Source organism: Candidatus Melainabacteria bacterium, assembly GCA_003963305.1.
Lineage (GTDB): Bacteria > Cyanobacteriota > Vampirovibrionia > Obscuribacterales > Obscuribacteraceae > PALSA-1081.
The window spans coordinates 217103-232898 of the sequence record RXJR01000022.1 but is presented as its reverse complement, the minus strand read 5'-3'; the positions used below and the strand labels follow the sequence as shown (position 1 = coordinate 232898).

The following is a 15796-nucleotide window of genomic DNA, read 5'->3' as shown; positions in this document are numbered from 1 at the left end:
CAGTTAACTGCTTTTGCGGCGTGCTCGCACGGCTCTGGCCAGTGTTTCCGCCACCTCAACACTTTCGTCCCATCCGATGCAGCCATCCGTGATGCTTTGACCAAAGGTCAATGTCTTTCCTGGCTCAAGCTCTTGCTTGCCGGCCACTAAATTGCTCTCAACCATTACTCCCATAATGCGGCGGTCGCCATTGGCGATCTGCTGCGCGATGTCCTCGACTACAGGAATCTGGTTCTCATGTTTTTTATTGCTGTTGGCATGACTGACGTCAATCATCAACATCTCAGGTAAGCCTGCGTTTCTGATTTCAACACAAGCCGCATTGACGCTCTCCCGGTCGTAGTTTGGCTTTTTTCCGCCTCTCAATATGATGTGGCAATCTTTATTTCCATTTGTCGAAACGATTGCAGAATGCCCTCCTTTCGTCACTCCCAGGAAATGATGCGGATGGGCAGCGGCTTTTACTGCGTCGATGGCGATCTTGACGTTGCCGTCAGTTCCATTTTTAAATCCAACAGGGCAGGAAATACCTGACGCCAGCTCGCGATGAGTTTGAGATTCTGTAGTGCGGGCCCCAATAGCACCCCAGCTGACCAGGTCCGAGATGTACTGAGGGCTTATCATGTCCAGATATTCGCAAGCCGCAGGCAAGCCCATCTCATTTATTGTCAACAATAACTCACGCGATAAACGAAGCCCTTTGGTGATTTGAAAGCTTCCATCGAGATCGGGGTCATTGATCAGACCTTTCCAACCGACTGTCGTTCGAGGCTTCTCGAAATATACGCGCATCACAACTTCCACGTCTGCTGACAATCGTTCCCGGACGACGGTGAGGCGTGCAGCGTATTCCTTTGCCGCCTCAGTGTCATGAATCGAGCATGGACCAATGATTAGAAGCAGTCGATCGTCTTCACCTTGCAAGATCTTTTGAATTGCTGATCGTGCACCAAACGTGGTTGCGGAGGCAGCGGCGGTGAGAGGGAACTCTCGTGACAGGTGAGCCGGCGGAGAAAGCTCTTTTATTTCGTTGATTCGAAGGTCGTCGGTGTTGTAAGTCATGCCATGCTCCAGATAAACCGGCGGCTGAACTTTTCGATCAGGCTCCAGTCGCGCCTGTCAATCGTACTGGATTGACAGCAACATATTCTGCCTTGCATCCTGAAATGCTTAACAGTCATCAAAGATGCGTGCCTTGCATACGAAGCTCCTGAACCGCAATTTGCACTGAATATGGTGTCATAAGTGTCACTCAAAATATGCAAAACCGAGGTTTTCTGCTCTCTTTGGCAATTGCAAGTCAACTTAATGTCTGCTCTAATTTCCTAGGATCGCCGTATAATGGCAACATTACTACTTGTTGCGGGACAGATACGAGACAATTCATGCCACTGAACGACTCGTTTAACAAAAGAGGTGGACCGCTCAAGGTCGCAATACTATCGGCTGTGCCAACTGCAGACGATATTACTTTCAGTCTGTCTAATGCTCAAAAGAGTCCTCGCAAAACTGTGTACATCGCCTGGCAAGTCAATGACGACAAGCGCATGCTCGCCGTGACGTGCGGCATGAACCCTTATACCGAGGATGCGCGTTGGGTTTTGCGCGATGGGCATCAGGTCGACTCGCCGATTATCTGGACTCATGAATCAGCTGATGCCTTGATGATACATACGCTGGTTTCAGACAGCGTCAACGAAGTCGGTCCGGCGGCCTCAATTCCTGATTTCCTCAGACCAAGCCCGGCTCAGTTAGCAGCTGACAATTCAGGAGTGGCAGCGGCTGATAAAGACTACTCTTCCGAAGCACGTGGTTCAATCTTCGCCCAGCGCTATGAAATCATCGATGAAATTGGCAAAGGCGCCACCAGTACTGTCTACCGAGCTAAACAAATACAGATAGGACGAGTCGTAGCTCTCAAGGTGATGCACCCTCACATGCTCAGGGAGGAAGTCAATAAAAAGCGCTTCGAACAAGAGGCTAAAGCGACTGCTGCTCTTTCTCATCCCAACTTAGTACTCGTGCAAGACTACGGTACGAGTCCGCTTGGAAGACCGTTCATCGTCATGGATTACGTCGATGGACCCAGTCTGGATACGATTTTTGCTAATCAGGGACGGCTTACCAGTCAACAGTTCCTTGATGTTTTCATTCAATGTTGCAAGGGGCTGGCTCACGCTCATAAACGTGGCGTGATTCATCGTGACATTAAACCTAGCAATATTCGCCTCTACAAAGACGAACACAATATTGTTACTGCCAAAATCTTAGATTTCGGCATCGCCAAGCTTTTTACGCAAGACGAAGAAGCGCTGAAAATGACGGAGACTGGTGCTGTTATGGGCAGCCCCGCCTACATGAGTCCAGAACAGAGCAGGGCTGAGCAGGTCGATCATCGCACCGACATTTACTCTCTGGGTATTGTCATGTTTCAGGCTGCCACAGGATATTTGCCGTTTAAGGGCAAGGATATCTTTGAAACGCTTTACAAGCATATCTATGAACAACCTCCTACCTTTGCGTCTTTAGAGCTAGGATTTCGGATTCCTAATACGGTGGAAGCAATAATTCAAAAGACGTTGCAGAAGGACCCCGCCCAACGTTATCAGAACATGGAAGAACTGCAGCAAGATCTATCCAGGCTTCTTGCAGGCATCAGTAATAGTGGCGCCTTGCCAGCTCTCGGTTCATTTCCGTCGCAATCGCCTCCCAGTCAACCGCCTTTGGGCGGACCAGTTGGCGAGAACATGCAGGCTACCAACGTAGCTGAAGGTGCCGACACAAGCACGACGCAGAACGACGTCGCCGGCGTGGGTCAAGCTCCGACCGCGGCACCAGTCCCGACACCGCTCCCGATCCCGACACCGGTCCCTGCACCGACGCAGATCCCTGCACCGACACCGCTCCCAATCCCGTCACCGGTCCCGGAACCGACGCCGGTCCCAGAACCGACGCCGGTCAGCGCACCAGCCCCACCCACGACCGAACTTGATTTGCTCAAAGCCGCTAAGGTAATTACAGATCTTGACATAGAAAAAGCCCGGGAAATAACAGCCCGCCACGGTGGACAGGTCTCAGCCATGCTGATTGCAGACGGTAAGTTGGACCGTTCCCTTCTGGAAGTTGCTAAACGTTGCACTACTCTGATAAACGCTGCTATGCTCGATATCGGTCGTGCCGTCATTTTGCTCAATTTTTCGCAAAGATCGCGTTTGGATTTTGACAAGGCCGTCGAAGAACTTGGATGGAATCTTGGTTAGTGCTCCAGATGCTCTGGTCATTTTATGTCTTTAGAACCCACAAAAAGTACCGAGGAGCTGTTGCAGGAAGCGCAGGCGCTTGTCGCCGGTGGGCAACTGAAAGAAGCTGAAAAAGTACTGCTTGATGTAATCAAACGCGGTGACAAGAAAAGCAATTTACAGTGTTACGACGCACTGAGTTTGATTGCGCAAGAACGCGGTGATGTTGAGGAATCGATTCGATTCGCTCTGAGCACCATTGCTACCAACAAAGAGCTCTACGGTGAAGAGAGCGATCAGGTGGTATCAAGCATGGTGCGTCTGGCTAATATTTATGAACAGGTCGGCAAAGATGAAGAAGCAAATGATTTGCTTTTTCGCGCAAAAATGATCAGCGATAAACTGGTTTTCGGCGAACCCGAAGCCGACTCAGAGCCTGAAGTCGGCAGTGCCGAGCAAGCGGAACAATTTCGTTCGACTTTGAAATACTATGCAAAGCAGGCTACTGACGAAGAGCAGTCCAGTTCGTCAGTAGCCAAATCCGCTACTGATCTGGAGAAAGACCCCGATGACCTGGACTTTGTTTTTGCAGAGGACGAGCCACGAGAGACAAAGTCTGGCTGGCTTATGGATGCTATTCGTAAAGCGAATGAAAAGAAAGATCAGGATTCAACAACGCAATCAACACAAAGCAAAACTCGCGACAAGGGCGAAACAACCGGTCCTCATAAATTCCGTGACGAAGACGCGAAAGAGGAGCCGCATCGCAGGAGTCGATCACAAAAGGATGGACAGGAGCAACGGGAGAGTAGAACCAACGCCTCGGTAGTGAGAAAGGAACTGCTCAACACAGACAGCCGACTTTCCGCTCTTGCACACGGTAAAGAAGAAATTGCGCGCAGTCTCGATTTGAGTAATATTGGTTGGTCTCTTAGAGAATTTGTCAAAAAGAGATCGAACATTGTCGCTCTCGGAATCGGCGCCACTGTTTTTTTCGTTGTCCTCCTTGTGGCTGCATATCTGCAGCCACGTAAAGTGACTCCACTTGATGCTTACGTCGCCATGCCCCATGTCTACAAAAGCATGTCAGGGAGCACACGTGTCAACCTGGTGCGCCAGGACGCCGCGCAAGTCCAGCAAGGAGATACATCTATAACTGTGCCTGTGAGCTTCGTGGTTGACTGGCGAAGCCACCTGGAAGTTTTGGTACGTTCGTTTTTCGAGAAGCAATACTGGTTACGAAAAGCAGCGAATTCAAATCGTGAAACTGATGAAAGACCTATCAACGATTCACTCGTTGCTGATGACGGCACTGTCTTCTACACTCAGAATAATCCTGAACTGCTTCTTGGTGACCAGATGCAGAACCAGATGGCGAGCGCTAATGCTTACTATCTTGATCATTCGCATTATCCTTCTGAAGCGGGGCTTTCAGCCTACCAGAATATTTTTACGAGGTCCGCTTCTAAACCTAAGCTGAAACGCGCTGAATTCATCGCCACCGATGCGGATGATGTTTTGCGGCAGATCGACAAATGGCGTTCCGATTTATCAAACTCCAGGGAAGTTCTCAAGCCTGGTGTTCTTGATTGTTATGAGCTTCTTGTTTCCTATCCGAAAGGCAAAGTGGAGTTATTCGGCGTTCGTTCTGCAAAATTGGATCTGAAGCCGCAGCTTGTGGTCTCGACAAATGGTGAATTGTCAGAGAATAAGGGCGCGCAATTTATTCCTGAAGGTGCGCAATTCAGACCGAGGCGGTTGTGGATTGAAGCAGAGCGCGGCAACGATGTGGACTCATTCATTTTGCATCATGCCAGTTTGGTTTTCTGTTTGCTCGTTTCCACCGTGGTGGCATCGTCATATGTTTTTCTAAATTTGCACGGAACCGCTCGCAGAATTCGTTTCAACGTTTTGTTCGCAAGTCTTTTGATGCTCGCTGTTTACGCAGCTGGCACTGCATTTACATTTTAGTATTTGAAGGAACGATGGACGTCCTTAACAGGAGAGCCACTTAAGGATCGGGACGCTCCTGTAAAAGCTCTTTAGTTACTTTCAGATCGTATTTGAACGAATACGATGAAATGCGCAGAAATCCTTTGTACGGGTTGTTGAAAAGAGCAACCAGAAGCACATTCAGTGACAGCGCCAGTGAGACCAGGGCTGTCATCAAAATCTGTGCCCATGCGTCCTCCACTTCGAAGAAGTAGGTGAATAGGACTGTCAGTGCTCCTCCTGCTATGAGCACACCCCAGAGCACGCTCGGCAAGCCGGCATGCGCGACTTGTAGCCTGTATCGGCGTCCATCTGCAAGCTCTTCTATGTTATCAAGGTACTTTTCATATACTTGCTGTTCCTTCGCCGTTTGTGGGTCGAAGTCAAGAAGTGTCCAGCAAATATTTCGGAATGGATGTTTTGCAATTTGCTGAAAAGCGCCCTCTTCGTTGACGCTGTCCCATTCCTTGTCCACTAAAGTCTGCAAATACTCTTGTAAGTATGTGTGCAGTTTCTTTCTCACTGGCATGGGAAATGCATATGCTAGATGGAACATGTCCAGGCAAGAGTCAGCTTCTTGACGAGACATTGCTATTGCTTGATCGAATTTTGTCTGCGTTTCGACGACGATCAGACCGAGCAATACGGAATAAAGAGTGCCGACAATCGAAAGCAGGTATCCAGCCACTTCATGGTGCTTTTTCAAGTTGCCGATAACCATCTGGCGTCTGACAAGCACGACACCGAGACTGGAAAATAATACTGCTCCGCCAACCACGGCAGCACCGAATATCCACGCGTCCATTTCAAGCACTCTCAGCCGGTTTCAGACGCCTTATTATATGCCTGTATTTTTGCTGCAACTTGGTAAACTATAGGTCATATTGGTCCACTCAGGGATTTTTGGATGGAAGCCTGGCAACAAGCGTTTGCTCAAATGAAAGAGCAATTCATGGTTAAGTCCATGCAGCGACTTGAACAGATTGATACTCTCATTGGTGCACTCGATCAGATTCCATCTGATCTGGACGTGATGCGTCAGGTGATGAGACACTTCCACTGGCTGGCTGGCTCAGGTGGCACCTACGACATGCCGACCATTACAGATGTCGGTGGTTACGGCGAAAAGTTTTGCGACGACATCATTAACAGCAAGGCAATTTTCCAGGACGACGATCGCAAGCACTTGCGCATGTTAGTCGAATCGGCTCGCGTTATTTTGCTTGGGCAGAACGTCGATAAGCCAGAGCTACCGCCTCTTAATGACACGATCATGACGCCTATCGAGTTAGACGTCATATTGATCGAAGACGATGAGAATGCCAATCGCAATTTGACCAATTTGCTTGAGCATGAAGGATTGCTTGTTCGCGATCACAGATCGATCTTTGCCGCTCAGCGAGCAATTCGTGAAAGGATTCCGAAAGGTTTGATCATAGGCTTGAAGGTAATCGACAACACTGTCTTCGATACAATCGAGAAGTTACGCAGTATTCCTGAGGGCGAAGAAACACTCGTTGTATTGATCGAGAAGTCGCGAGGGCAGGCAGATCGCATTCGGGCTGCCCTGTCTGGTGTCGACAAGATTATCGATACGGAAGTGTCGTGGCCGGATACGATCAATCACTTTCGTCGCCTCATCGACTCTAAGCGTCCCGTTCCTTACAGGGTTTTGTCGGTCGAAGATGACCCCGATCAATCTGCTTATATTCGTGCAGTATTGCAGTCTATTGGTTGTAATGTCGAGTCGATTATGGATCCGAAACTGTTTCCGGCCACTCTCGAGGCATTCAATCCGGATCTTCTCTTGCTCGACATCATGCTCGGTGAAATGACCGGTTTTGACCTGGCTAAATATGTTCGTACCACCAAGAACTACGCTAAAGTTCCAATTATTTTTCTCTCTACTCAAACTCATATTGAATCCAAGATTTATGCTCATAAGTTAGGTGCTGAAGAGTTTCTGCCTAAGCCGGTTTCAAGAGAACGTCTTGGTGCAGCAGTTGCTACCAAAGCAGAACGTTCGCGAAGGAAAAAGCTGGAAAAAACCAGAGACAGTCTCACTGAAATTGCAACGTTTTCGCAGTGGGTCCAGCAATTGATGGTGATGCCGACCAAGGATGAGCGCGGCGTAGATCGGAAACTCGTCATGTTTATACTGGATATCGATGATATTAGTCGTGTCAATGAAGGGCTTGGTTTCGCCGCCGGTGACATGCTCATTGTTTCACTGGCATCGCTTCTCAGGAGTCGGTTGAGAAACGCGATCGTCGGCAGGCATGGTCCAGATTCAGTCGCAGTGGTAATTGAAGATCTTTCCGAAAGGGAAACTATGCATCTTGTGAAATTGTTGCTTGATAGGTTTTCGGCAATTGAGCACCGTTCCGAGAGTGGTGTTGGATTCTACGCTACCGCCAGCGCAGGTATCGTGCCCATGCCGCATCAGAACTTCAGCGTACAGGGGTGGATTGCTGCTACTCAGATTCTGCTTGCTAAAGCTCAGGAATTGGGAAGATCCTCCATTGCCAGCCCCACCGGCGCCAATCAGGCATCCAACATGTAATTGACCGCTCTCTTCTCGCATTGTTCGAACTGTTCCAAGTACTCCAGGTTTTCGAAGCTTGCGACGGTTTCGACGGTCGTGAGAGTTGCGACGGTTGCGAAAGTTTCGACGGTTCAGGAAGATCAGCCAGGTTGTTTGGATGGCGCCACGGCCGTAGGGTCGAATCGCAGTTGTTTCCATCTTCCTGTGATGAACAGGTCGTCGCTCGGCTCTGTTGCCGGCTGGTTCTGTCGCCTCAACAGCTTGGCATAATTTTCAGTTAGCTGGATTACTTCAGGGTGTTCCTTGCCCAGCACTCGTCTTTTGATGGAAACAGCGCTCTGGTAGGCTTGCAGCGCCTCCGCAAAGCGATTTTGAACATGATAAACGGTAGCCAGATTGTGATAAACATTTCCCAGTGATTCATGTTCTGGACCGTACAGCTCAGTGCACAGTTGAGCAGAGCGGAGCATTGAATTTTCAGACTCTTGATACTTCTGTTGTTCGTAGTAACAACGTCCAATTTGATCGAGCGTTGAAACCATTTCCTGTTCCATGCCGAGATTGTCTTTCAGATCTAAGGACAGCCTCAGCAGTGGTTCTGCCATGTCGAATTTGCGTTGAACGAGATAAATGCCGCTCAAACGATCCAGGGTGACAATTAATCGAGGATCTGATTCTTCAAAATTTTCCGCTTCAGTTAAGGCTGTCAACCATATGTCTGACGCCATCTCCAGATTCTCGGCAGCAATGGCGGAATCGCCTTTCTGGTGAAGTTCTTCCCATGCTTCCAGTTCAACGCCGCTAAATGTAGCTATCGTTTTGCCCTTGCTGTGTGCTCGCTTTTTGGCATTGTTTGCGGCAGAGGCCAGCTGGTGAACGTCGGTCGCATCACCGGGGTAGGATGCCACCCCGAATGTGATATTGGCTCGTGTAAAGAATCCAGAGGCTCTCAGCGTCATCAGCATACCGTCAAGGAACAGGTAGCTTGCCGCTGGATTTTTGAAAGGCAGGAGCATAGCGTACTCTCGCGTGTACGCTGTTTCAAAGTTAGCCAGAATGTCGAATGGCTGCTTGTGCAAGTTAAAGGCATTAGCGACCATCTCTACTGATTGTTCTATGAGCCCAGGAGTGTCGCAGGTAATGTCCACGAGAGCCATCGAGAATGGCAATTTTGATTTACGGTAGCGCGCCGCCTCTTTTTGCAAAAAATAGACGAACATTGGAAACGTTACAACACCTGTTTCCGGGTGAGATAAAGTACGTGCTGCTTGATCTGCCAGTGACAGATCGAGATCGATCTGTTCGACTTCCAGGAGGCTGTCCTTGGCACCGGATATGGTGACAAGCTGCAAATTGAGCAGATTGAAGATGATCGGCGCCCAGATTGACTTCGGATAGCCCTCGATTAAATCAGCAACGGGTGTGTTATTGGAGATCTTGGAATAGATCTCGCGCTGCAATTGTAATTCAACCGGAATACCTTTTCTCAGAGATTCCTCGAGATTCGCTTCATTCGCTCGTACTACACTGAGGGCGCTCTGCTCCGTGAAACCTTGCTTGTCCAGCGATTTTATGTAATCTGTGAGTGTTGCTCCTTCGAGCAAAAATGACTCGAGGCGGCGATTGATAGATACAGTGTTAGTCGGCCAACCTGGCTGGAATCTGAAAGTCCCGGTTTCCCAGGTAAGCAACTCGAGCAGAATCTGATCGGGAGTTAGCTGTAGTGATATTCCAGAGACCGCATGCTGAGCGGTCGCGTGAACCAGCAGTCCGTCGGTAAAATATGCTTCGGCCTGGACAGTCTTGTGATACAGATTCAGTTTGCCGGTCATCTTGCAGAGACTTACAGACTGAAAAACGCTCGGTAAGTCGACGTTGGCAAGGTCTCCAGCCAGTGTTACCTGCCCAAAAGTCTGGTGGTCGCCGGTCGAGAGTGCTTTGCTGATAGGCTCCTGGGCAAATGCCGGAACGGTTGGGGCTCGATTAATGTCACCGCGATTGGCATTTTGAAAGATATTGTCGCCACTGAGGGGGTCAGGCTCCTTTTTGGGCTGCACCTCAGACGCGATCAGATTGAAAAGCAGTTCGAGGTCGCCAGTTGTGTGCCGCCATATTGTCAAAGGTGGCGCGGGCGGGTTAATCGATTTGGGGTCGGCAAGAGTCTCCCTGCTCAATGTCCACTCAGGCACCCTTGGACCGTTGGATTGCTGCGGTTTGGCGATAAGACCTTTCTGTACAACAATCTGGCATGAAAGTGTATAGACTTCGGTCTTGCTTCCGGCGACAGGCCAGGAAACATCTACTCCCCGGTTGGGATTCTTGTCAGCTTCCTTAGTTAGCTGCACAAGTATGGTCTGCTCGGGCAGACCGCTCAAGTTTGCTAATCTCGCTGGCTTATTAAACTTGAGCATTTCCCCTCGCGGCTCAGAGCGCGCGCTAGTGTATGAGCCTTTCTGCTCAGCAATCGGTTTGCTGAGGATTGTATGACTTTTAAGATCATACCCACCGAACCCTAGACCTAAATGTAAAATGGACCTACAGATTTTTCGGCCACGGTCTACAATAAAGTTGCTGTATCAGAAAGGACTCAAGATATATGACCGGTAATCCTCCGTCTCGCGGTACTCTTCCAGTTCTTGTCAATCTAGCCACCAACGAACGCTATACACTCAGCGGACCGTCTGTGCACCTCGGCCGTGCACCGGAAAACGAAGTGGTCTTGCAAGAAGATGGATATGCGTCGGCGAACCACGCCAGAATATTTTGGGATCAGGGGCGCTGGTGGCTGGAAGACCTAATGAGCTCGAATGGAACCACCGTCAACGACCAACTGATAACCGGACCATGGCAACTAGCCCCCGGCAATATCATCAAGGTCGGACGTACGAATTTCCGCATCGAATAAAGTTCCAATTGAACAACAGCTTACTTGCCGTCGTCCCAGTATTTGCTGCTTGAATCGCCGGTCGAACTGGTAGTGTTCGGGATGCTCTGACCGGCTGTGCTGTTAACAGCGCCGTTTTGACCGGAAGTGCTGTTGGCAGGAATGCTCGAGCTGTCAGTGCCGCCGTTATTTTTGGCTTCCGAGGCATCCGGGGTCGCTTTTACGGTTGGGAACAGCCCCGGATTTGGGGCTTCTTGTAGATCAGCTCGACCGGCTTCAAAGTGCACTTTTCCGCTGGATCGGTCTGAACTTGTCGTTGATGGCATCGTGGTTTTCGCACCGGCATCAGCACCAGCTTGATTAGAGCTACCAGGCTCGCCGGTGCTTTGACTTGTTGTGTGCTCATTCTTGCGTTCGGAACCTTGCACCATATCTGGTGCATGTTTAGGCGGCGGCATCATGAGCATAAAAGCCAGGACGCATATTATAATCAGTGCACCAGTCAGGCAAAGCAGAATTAAGTTGCGCTTGCGCTGTGCTTGCACCGGGCAGTCGCTGGTCATGAACTTGCCGTCACTGCGCTTGTAGAGTGAAAATTTATTCTTGCTTTCGTGTTTGAAGATGAGTGCCTCCGCTTCCGGCATTTCCATGCCGCTCAAGTCGTAGACTTTCGTCTGGCACTTTTCGCATGCTCTCACTCTGCCTTTGCTGGAGTTTGATTCACTCCATGTCCAGGCGCAAGGCGAGGCTAATTTCTTTGAATCTACGGCGTGAAATTCTCGAACCGGCTCTTGTGTCCGCTCCTGGGCGATGTATGCCGCCTTCATCTTTTCCTTTTCGTGCGACTTCACCAACTGTTCGGACAGTACAGAGTGATCCAGAATTGTTTTGGCCACGAAACGCTCGGTACCCCTGGTTCTCTTCTTCTGATTCCTGGTGCTGCTCGATGGCTTATCAGCTTGCGTTTCTGGGTTTGGTTGGTTGGAGTTGGCACCGGCACTGACTACTGTCTTGGTATCGTCTGTGGTGGTGGGATGGAGCGATTCGTTGAGATTTGGAATTGCCAGTTCGCTCGTCAATGTCTTGCGAACTTTGACTGGAACAGGCTCTTTCAGTTGTTCTTGTTTGAGTGCTTTTGCCATGCCAATCGCATCGAGACTGTTCACGTCGAGCATTGTTTTCGATACTTTTTTTACATGCTTGAGAGTGTCCGACTGCGCCGGCAGCGACATCTCTAACATCGTTTTCTTCGGTGCCGGCTGCTTGTGTGATTGCGATTGTACTTCTGGTGCTGTTGTAGCATCGGTCGGAGTGCTTGCACTAATATCGGGTCGGTTGATTTCGAGCATCGTTTTTGGGATGCGCTTAGTGCCGGCGTTTTCGTTTTCAGTTGAGTCAACAGCAACTGCCGCTGTTTGATCCGGCTCAGGACGAGAAATGTCGAGCATCGTCTTTGCTACTTTTCTATCTGTGGGCTTCTCCTGAGCTGCATCCGACGACGCCGCTATGATTTCATCAGCGCTTGGTCTATTCAACTCCAGCATCGTCTTTGCGACGCGTTTTGGCTCCTGACCTTTAGTTTGCTCTTCGCTAGCCGGAGACGATTGCGAGGCATCTGGAATCTGCGGAAGCGCACCTTCCACAATTGTTTTAGCCACTTTACGACCAGGCTGTTCAGCGTCAGATTCAGTGCTGGGTGGGTTTTGATGCCTTTGATCGTCGGCTCCTTGCCCTTCTTGTGCCGTCACGTTCAAGCTCCGGGTTGTTTCGAATCGCTGCAGTCATATTCACTCTTATCATACAGAAATCCGCCCGCAGGTTCACTCGCTTCGTAGTCTCCAGACACCGCAATCTCTTCATTGTTATAATCTTTGAAATAGATGGAGCGGGAAATTGAAGTTTTCGAATTCAGCAAAATTGGTCGGTCTGACTGCTGCTTTTGTAGGCGTGTTGACGCTTACTTCAGACGTCTCAAGCCTTAGTCAAACGTCAAAAGTAGAAAAATCGCCCTACAAATCGACTGAAGAGGCTCGATTGAGCAATCATCTTGAAGGTGCCCACATTTCGCTCAAGGCGCCGAGCAACTTTCCATTGCCCGTTTACTCCAGCAATATTATTTCTACCAACTTTACAAACACCACCAAAGGTGTGCCGATGGCTGATCTCACATTGATCACAAGAGATGATGGCAAAGGCGTCTTCGAATGGTACAAAGTGCAGTGCGTCAATATGGGGTGGCAAGTGCGAACGCCGAAGCAATCGGCTATGGGAACGCAGGAGAAGGCTGGTCGCTTGTTTGTCCTTAACGCCATCAAGGGGCAACAGCAGGGTAATATAACTGTTTCAAGGAGTGTCAAACATCCCGAGACCGTTATCAATGTTGTGTGGATGAAGCAAAACTAGCTTGGTTCGGTTGTCCATTCGATGTCTGAGTTGGCAGGGACTTTCGTGCAATCACTCTCCTTCGGCTAAATAATCGGGCAACTGCAAAATCCAGGGATGATGTTGGCTGTGCTGTCGTGCCCGACGGTCAATTCACCCAGACAGCCTTTCTTGTAACCTGTGCCTGGTTTCCATGAGCGCGACACAGTGGTGATGATAGGCATTGGGAAAGGGGGTGCTGGAGTGCCGTTGCAGGTAAAGTGCTCAATGAAAAAATTGGGTTCGAAATATTTTTTTGATTCGCTCCACTCCTCATCACCCTCCGGGTCTGCACTAGCATCGCAACCTAGAGGCGGCGGCGTCATCAGCTTGGGAGTAGCTACGATCTTTCCATTTAGAGGGTATATGAAGAACTTTTGGTCGTCGTCTTCCGGAAGGGTCGGACATTCGTTCAAAGCAGTGACCAGGTCTGACATTTTGCAGTCAGGCACCATCTCCTGGCAGCGCTGCAGAAGAAATTTCATTGGTTGATTCGGCGAACTTCCCGGCAAAAAGGGCGGCGTATTGTAGTTGATCGCCGAGTTGAGAGTGGGAGGAATGTACTCCATCGCCATATGTGCAGTTCCCGAAACCGTAGCGCAGATGGGTACGAGCGGGTAAGGAACGCCGTCGCCACTCTCCTTTTCTTCGACCGGAAATGGTCGGTATGTTGTGGAGTCTGTATCAACTCCAAGTAAGGTCCACTGCAACGTGTGTTTCTTTAATACGACTCTGATGAAGCCGTTTGGAAATTGAAAGGGAAATGTTTGTCTCGGGTTCGATTGTACCCAAGACATAGCAGTCTCACTGGTGACACCCGGTTTAGTCGCTACTTTACCTCCTACTGAAAAAGCATTAGGAACGGGTTTGTTCCATGGCGCGCCAAGATCATGAGGAGGTTTTTGTTCAGCTTCGAAAAGCGTTCTGGAGACTAAATGCGGCTTGCCGTCATATTGGAACGGCACTGTCCAGTAGGTGTGTCCTGAAACAGTAAGCGGAAAATATCCTTTCAAGAAAGTCTTTCCGGTTGCCCCTGAGGGGACGGGATTTCGAGTCGTCGGCGTATCGTAGTCGGCGGGCAGGTTGTAACCGATGGGTAATGTCGTCGGGTCGATTTCGATGTTGCTCTCCTTCGCCCTGTCCATCAAAGACGTCTGCCAGGTCTGTGCACCAGGAAGTGTTACGACCTTTGTGTCGATACCGATCATGCGAGTGGAGTTTTGTTTGGAATAATCTTCAAAGTAGCCGTGCAAGTTATTTTCAGCGGTCAGTTTGTCGGACAATTTGTTGCTCAAAGATTGAGCGCCGTCGTATGCAGCTTGAACGCTGGATGCAGCAGAGCCGGCAGCTGATCCGGCAGCGTCTGCATTGATCGCCACCATGAGAGCTTTGGCCCAGACTCTATTGATGTTGGTCAAATTGACTTTTCCATCTCCGACATTTCCCACAGGGATTGTTATGTTCGTTACATCTCTGAAAAATTCTTCCTGCGCAGTACCACCGATCGTCACGGTGACCAGGTTGTCGTTGAGAACTTGTTTGCCCACATTCAGGGCACCGGCATCGGTGGCATTTTTGGTTTCGTTCTGCGCACCCATATACATAGAAAGAAGAAAAAATCCAATACCAAGCACAACAAGCACGAGCGCGAGCACAGCGCTGAAGGCGATTGCTGAGCCTTTTCTTCGACGTGGTGAGGGCATTATCTTTCTCCGGCTGCTACATACAAATTCAAATTCAATTGTGTGCCACTACAGGCTCGACGTCCTTTGCTTTGAAGGTAAGGTCGCTGAAGCCAGGGAAGGGCACAGGCAAGTGCACCGTAATTCTAGTTTCGACAACGACTCGCTCCGGATTCCAATCTGAGTCGCCACTGAAAGCTGTGATCACATTGGAAGTGTGAAAAGTGCTGAAAGCATTTGTTGCAGCTTGTCCTGCCGTGACTGCATCTTGTTGATTGGCGGCGGCTCTGGCAGCACTTTTTGCCGCCGTGTCATTGATTCCATTAGCAGCTACTATGACGATCAGGTCGATAATGGCAAGTGCAATCGGTACCAGAATGATGGCAGCTACCGCCGACTCTGCGAGGCTTGAGCCATTTTTTGACCTGGAGTTCTTTTTCATGGTTTAACCTTCATTTCTTTGTTTCAGCAGCCCTTAGCTTTGAGGCGCGAAATCTGGGTTTTCCATTGGCCGCTCTGAAGAAACCGTGAACAACATCGGACCGTTAAGACCGGGCACGTTAGCCACCGGCAGCGGTATCGGAAGAAATGGTGAACATTTAACTGTTGTGGTGACACGCACAATTCTGTCAATTATGTCTTTATTACCTGAGTCGGAACTTTTCTGGCCAACCCGATAGCCAACCTGGGTGACGACATTGCCCTCTTTTTTGACGAAGTGACCCATGCCGTTCGACCAGGTGTCTGGTATACCTTTCATCACTGCGCCCGTTGGGTTGCCCGCATCTGTGTAGGGAAGCAATGAGGCTTCATGCACTTGATTGTTGTTGAGAACCACTACCAGACCATAAGAAACACAAACGCTCAATAGATCGATGAGCGGGAAAAAGATAGCAATCAGCAATACGCCGAGAGCTGGGCCGAATTCAGACATGCCGGAGGCACCAGATTGGCTGCGTATTTGGCGCACACTGCCACTGTATAGTTTTTGCCGTCTCATCAACTCTGGCTCGCCCCGGTCCACACAAAGACG

Annotated in this window: 12 protein-coding genes; 5 read left to right on the top strand and 7 right to left on the bottom strand. The window is 49.7% G+C overall.

Features of this window, described 5'->3' with window-relative positions:
• Window positions 1–3: 3 nt before the first annotated feature.
• A complete protein-coding gene (locus EKK48_21810) occupies window positions 4–1062 on the bottom strand; it encodes a 3-deoxy-7-phosphoheptulonate synthase (protein ID RTL38543.1) in 1059 nt (352 codons plus the stop codon).
• Window positions 1063–1259: 197 nt separating this feature from the next.
• Here EKK48_21810 and EKK48_21805 point away from each other — a divergent pair, with 197 nt between their 5' ends.
• Together EKK48_21805 and EKK48_21800 are read left to right on the top strand one after the other, a co-directional pair.
• Window positions 1260–3260: a serine/threonine protein kinase gene (locus EKK48_21805; protein RTL38542.1), complete on the top strand. Its 2001-nt coding sequence runs from the start codon at window positions 1260–1262 to the stop codon at window positions 3258–3260.
• A 24-nt stretch (window positions 3261–3284) separates the two neighbouring features.
• Entirely contained in the window at window positions 3285–5210 is a 1926-nt protein-coding gene (locus EKK48_21800) for a hypothetical protein (protein ID RTL38541.1), read from the top strand.
• 40 nt (window positions 5211–5250) lie between these two features.
• Here the strand turns inward: EKK48_21800 and EKK48_21795 are convergent, their stop codons facing one another.
• The gene (locus tag EKK48_21795; GenBank protein RTL38540.1) at window positions 5251–6036 is read right to left on the bottom strand and encodes a DUF4239 domain-containing protein; all 786 of its coding nucleotides are present in this window, start codon (window positions 6034–6036) and stop codon (window positions 5251–5253) included.
• A gap of 102 nt (window positions 6037–6138) precedes the next feature.
• On the opposite strand from EKK48_21795, the gene EKK48_21790 reads away from it, so the two are divergent.
• Window positions 6139–7794 carry a response regulator gene (locus tag EKK48_21790; protein RTL38539.1) on the top strand — a complete coding sequence of 552 codons (1656 nt, stop codon included), beginning with the start codon at window positions 6139–6141 and terminating at the stop codon, window positions 7792–7794.
• Between the two features lie 122 nt (window positions 7795–7916).
• Here the strand turns inward: EKK48_21790 and EKK48_21785 are convergent, their stop codons facing one another.
• Complete coding sequence (locus EKK48_21785; protein RTL38538.1) at window positions 7917–10187, bottom strand: tetratricopeptide repeat protein; 2271 nt, start codon at window positions 10185–10187, stop codon at window positions 7917–7919.
• Window positions 10188–10372: 185 nt separating this feature from the next.
• Here EKK48_21785 and EKK48_21780 point away from each other — a divergent pair, with 185 nt between their 5' ends.
• The gene (locus EKK48_21780; GenBank protein ID RTL38537.1) at window positions 10373–10681 is read left to right on the top strand and encodes an FHA domain-containing protein; all 309 of its coding nucleotides are present in this window, start codon (window positions 10373–10375) and stop codon (window positions 10679–10681) included.
• Between the two features lie 20 nt (window positions 10682–10701).
• On the opposite strand, the gene EKK48_21775 is transcribed toward EKK48_21780, so the two are convergent.
• Window positions 10702–12408 carry a hypothetical protein gene (locus tag EKK48_21775; protein ID RTL38536.1) on the bottom strand — a complete coding sequence of 569 codons (1707 nt, stop codon included), beginning with the start codon at window positions 12406–12408 and terminating at the stop codon, window positions 10702–10704.
• 145 nt (window positions 12409–12553) lie between these two features.
• On the opposite strand from EKK48_21775, the gene EKK48_21770 reads away from it, so the two are divergent.
• The gene (locus tag EKK48_21770) at window positions 12554–13063 is read left to right on the top strand and encodes a hypothetical protein (GenBank protein ID RTL38535.1); all 510 of its coding nucleotides are present in this window, start codon (window positions 12554–12556) and stop codon (window positions 13061–13063) included.
• A 65-nt stretch (window positions 13064–13128) separates the two neighbouring features.
• On the opposite strand, the gene EKK48_21765 is transcribed toward EKK48_21770, so the two are convergent.
• The 3 genes from EKK48_21765 to EKK48_21755 are packed head-to-tail and all read right to left on the bottom strand — an operon-like array spanning window position 13129 to window position 15697.
• Window positions 13129–14784 (bottom strand): hypothetical protein, encoded by a 1656-nt coding sequence (locus tag EKK48_21765; protein ID RTL38534.1) that lies wholly within the window; start codon window positions 14782–14784, stop codon window positions 13129–13131.
• 34 nt (window positions 14785–14818) lie between these two features.
• Window positions 14819–15205: a hypothetical protein gene (locus EKK48_21760; GenBank protein ID RTL38533.1), complete on the bottom strand. Its 387-nt coding sequence runs from the start codon at window positions 15203–15205 to the stop codon at window positions 14819–14821.
• A gap of 33 nt (window positions 15206–15238) precedes the next feature.
• Complete coding sequence (locus EKK48_21755) at window positions 15239–15697, bottom strand: hypothetical protein (GenBank protein RTL38532.1); 459 nt, start codon at window positions 15695–15697, stop codon at window positions 15239–15241.
• Window positions 15698–15796: the final 99 nt, after the last annotated feature.

Bases quoted from the DNA above. Each gene is read 5' to 3' on its own strand.
- EKK48_21810 (RTL38543.1), bottom strand. From the start codon at position 1,062: ATGACTTACAACACCGACGACCTTCGAATCAACGAAATAAAAGAGCTT.
- EKK48_21805 (RTL38542.1), top strand. From the start codon at position 1,260: ATGCAAAACCGAGGTTTTCTGCTCTCTTTGGCAATTGCAAGTCAACTT.
- EKK48_21800 (RTL38541.1), top strand. From the start codon at position 3,285: ATGTCTTTAGAACCCACAAAAAGTACCGAGGAGCTGTTGCAGGAAGCG.
- EKK48_21795 (RTL38540.1), bottom strand. From the start codon at position 6,036: ATGGACGCGTGGATATTCGGTGCTGCCGTGGTTGGCGGAGCAGTATTA.
- EKK48_21790 (RTL38539.1), top strand. From the start codon at position 6,139: ATGGAAGCCTGGCAACAAGCGTTTGCTCAAATGAAAGAGCAATTCATG.
- EKK48_21785 (RTL38538.1), bottom strand. From the start codon at position 10,187: ATGCTCAAGTTTAATAAGCCAGCGAGATTAGCAAACTTGAGCGGTCTG.
- EKK48_21780 (RTL38537.1), top strand. From the start codon at position 10,373: ATGACCGGTAATCCTCCGTCTCGCGGTACTCTTCCAGTTCTTGTCAAT.
- EKK48_21765 (RTL38534.1), bottom strand. From the start codon at position 14,784: ATGCCCTCACCACGTCGAAGAAAAGGCTCAGCAATCGCCTTCAGCGCT.
- EKK48_21760 (RTL38533.1), bottom strand. From the start codon at position 15,205: ATGAAAAAGAACTCCAGGTCAAAAAATGGCTCAAGCCTCGCAGAGTCG.
- EKK48_21755 (RTL38532.1), bottom strand. From the start codon at position 15,697: ATGTCTGAATTCGGCCCAGCTCTCGGCGTATTGCTGATTGCTATCTTT.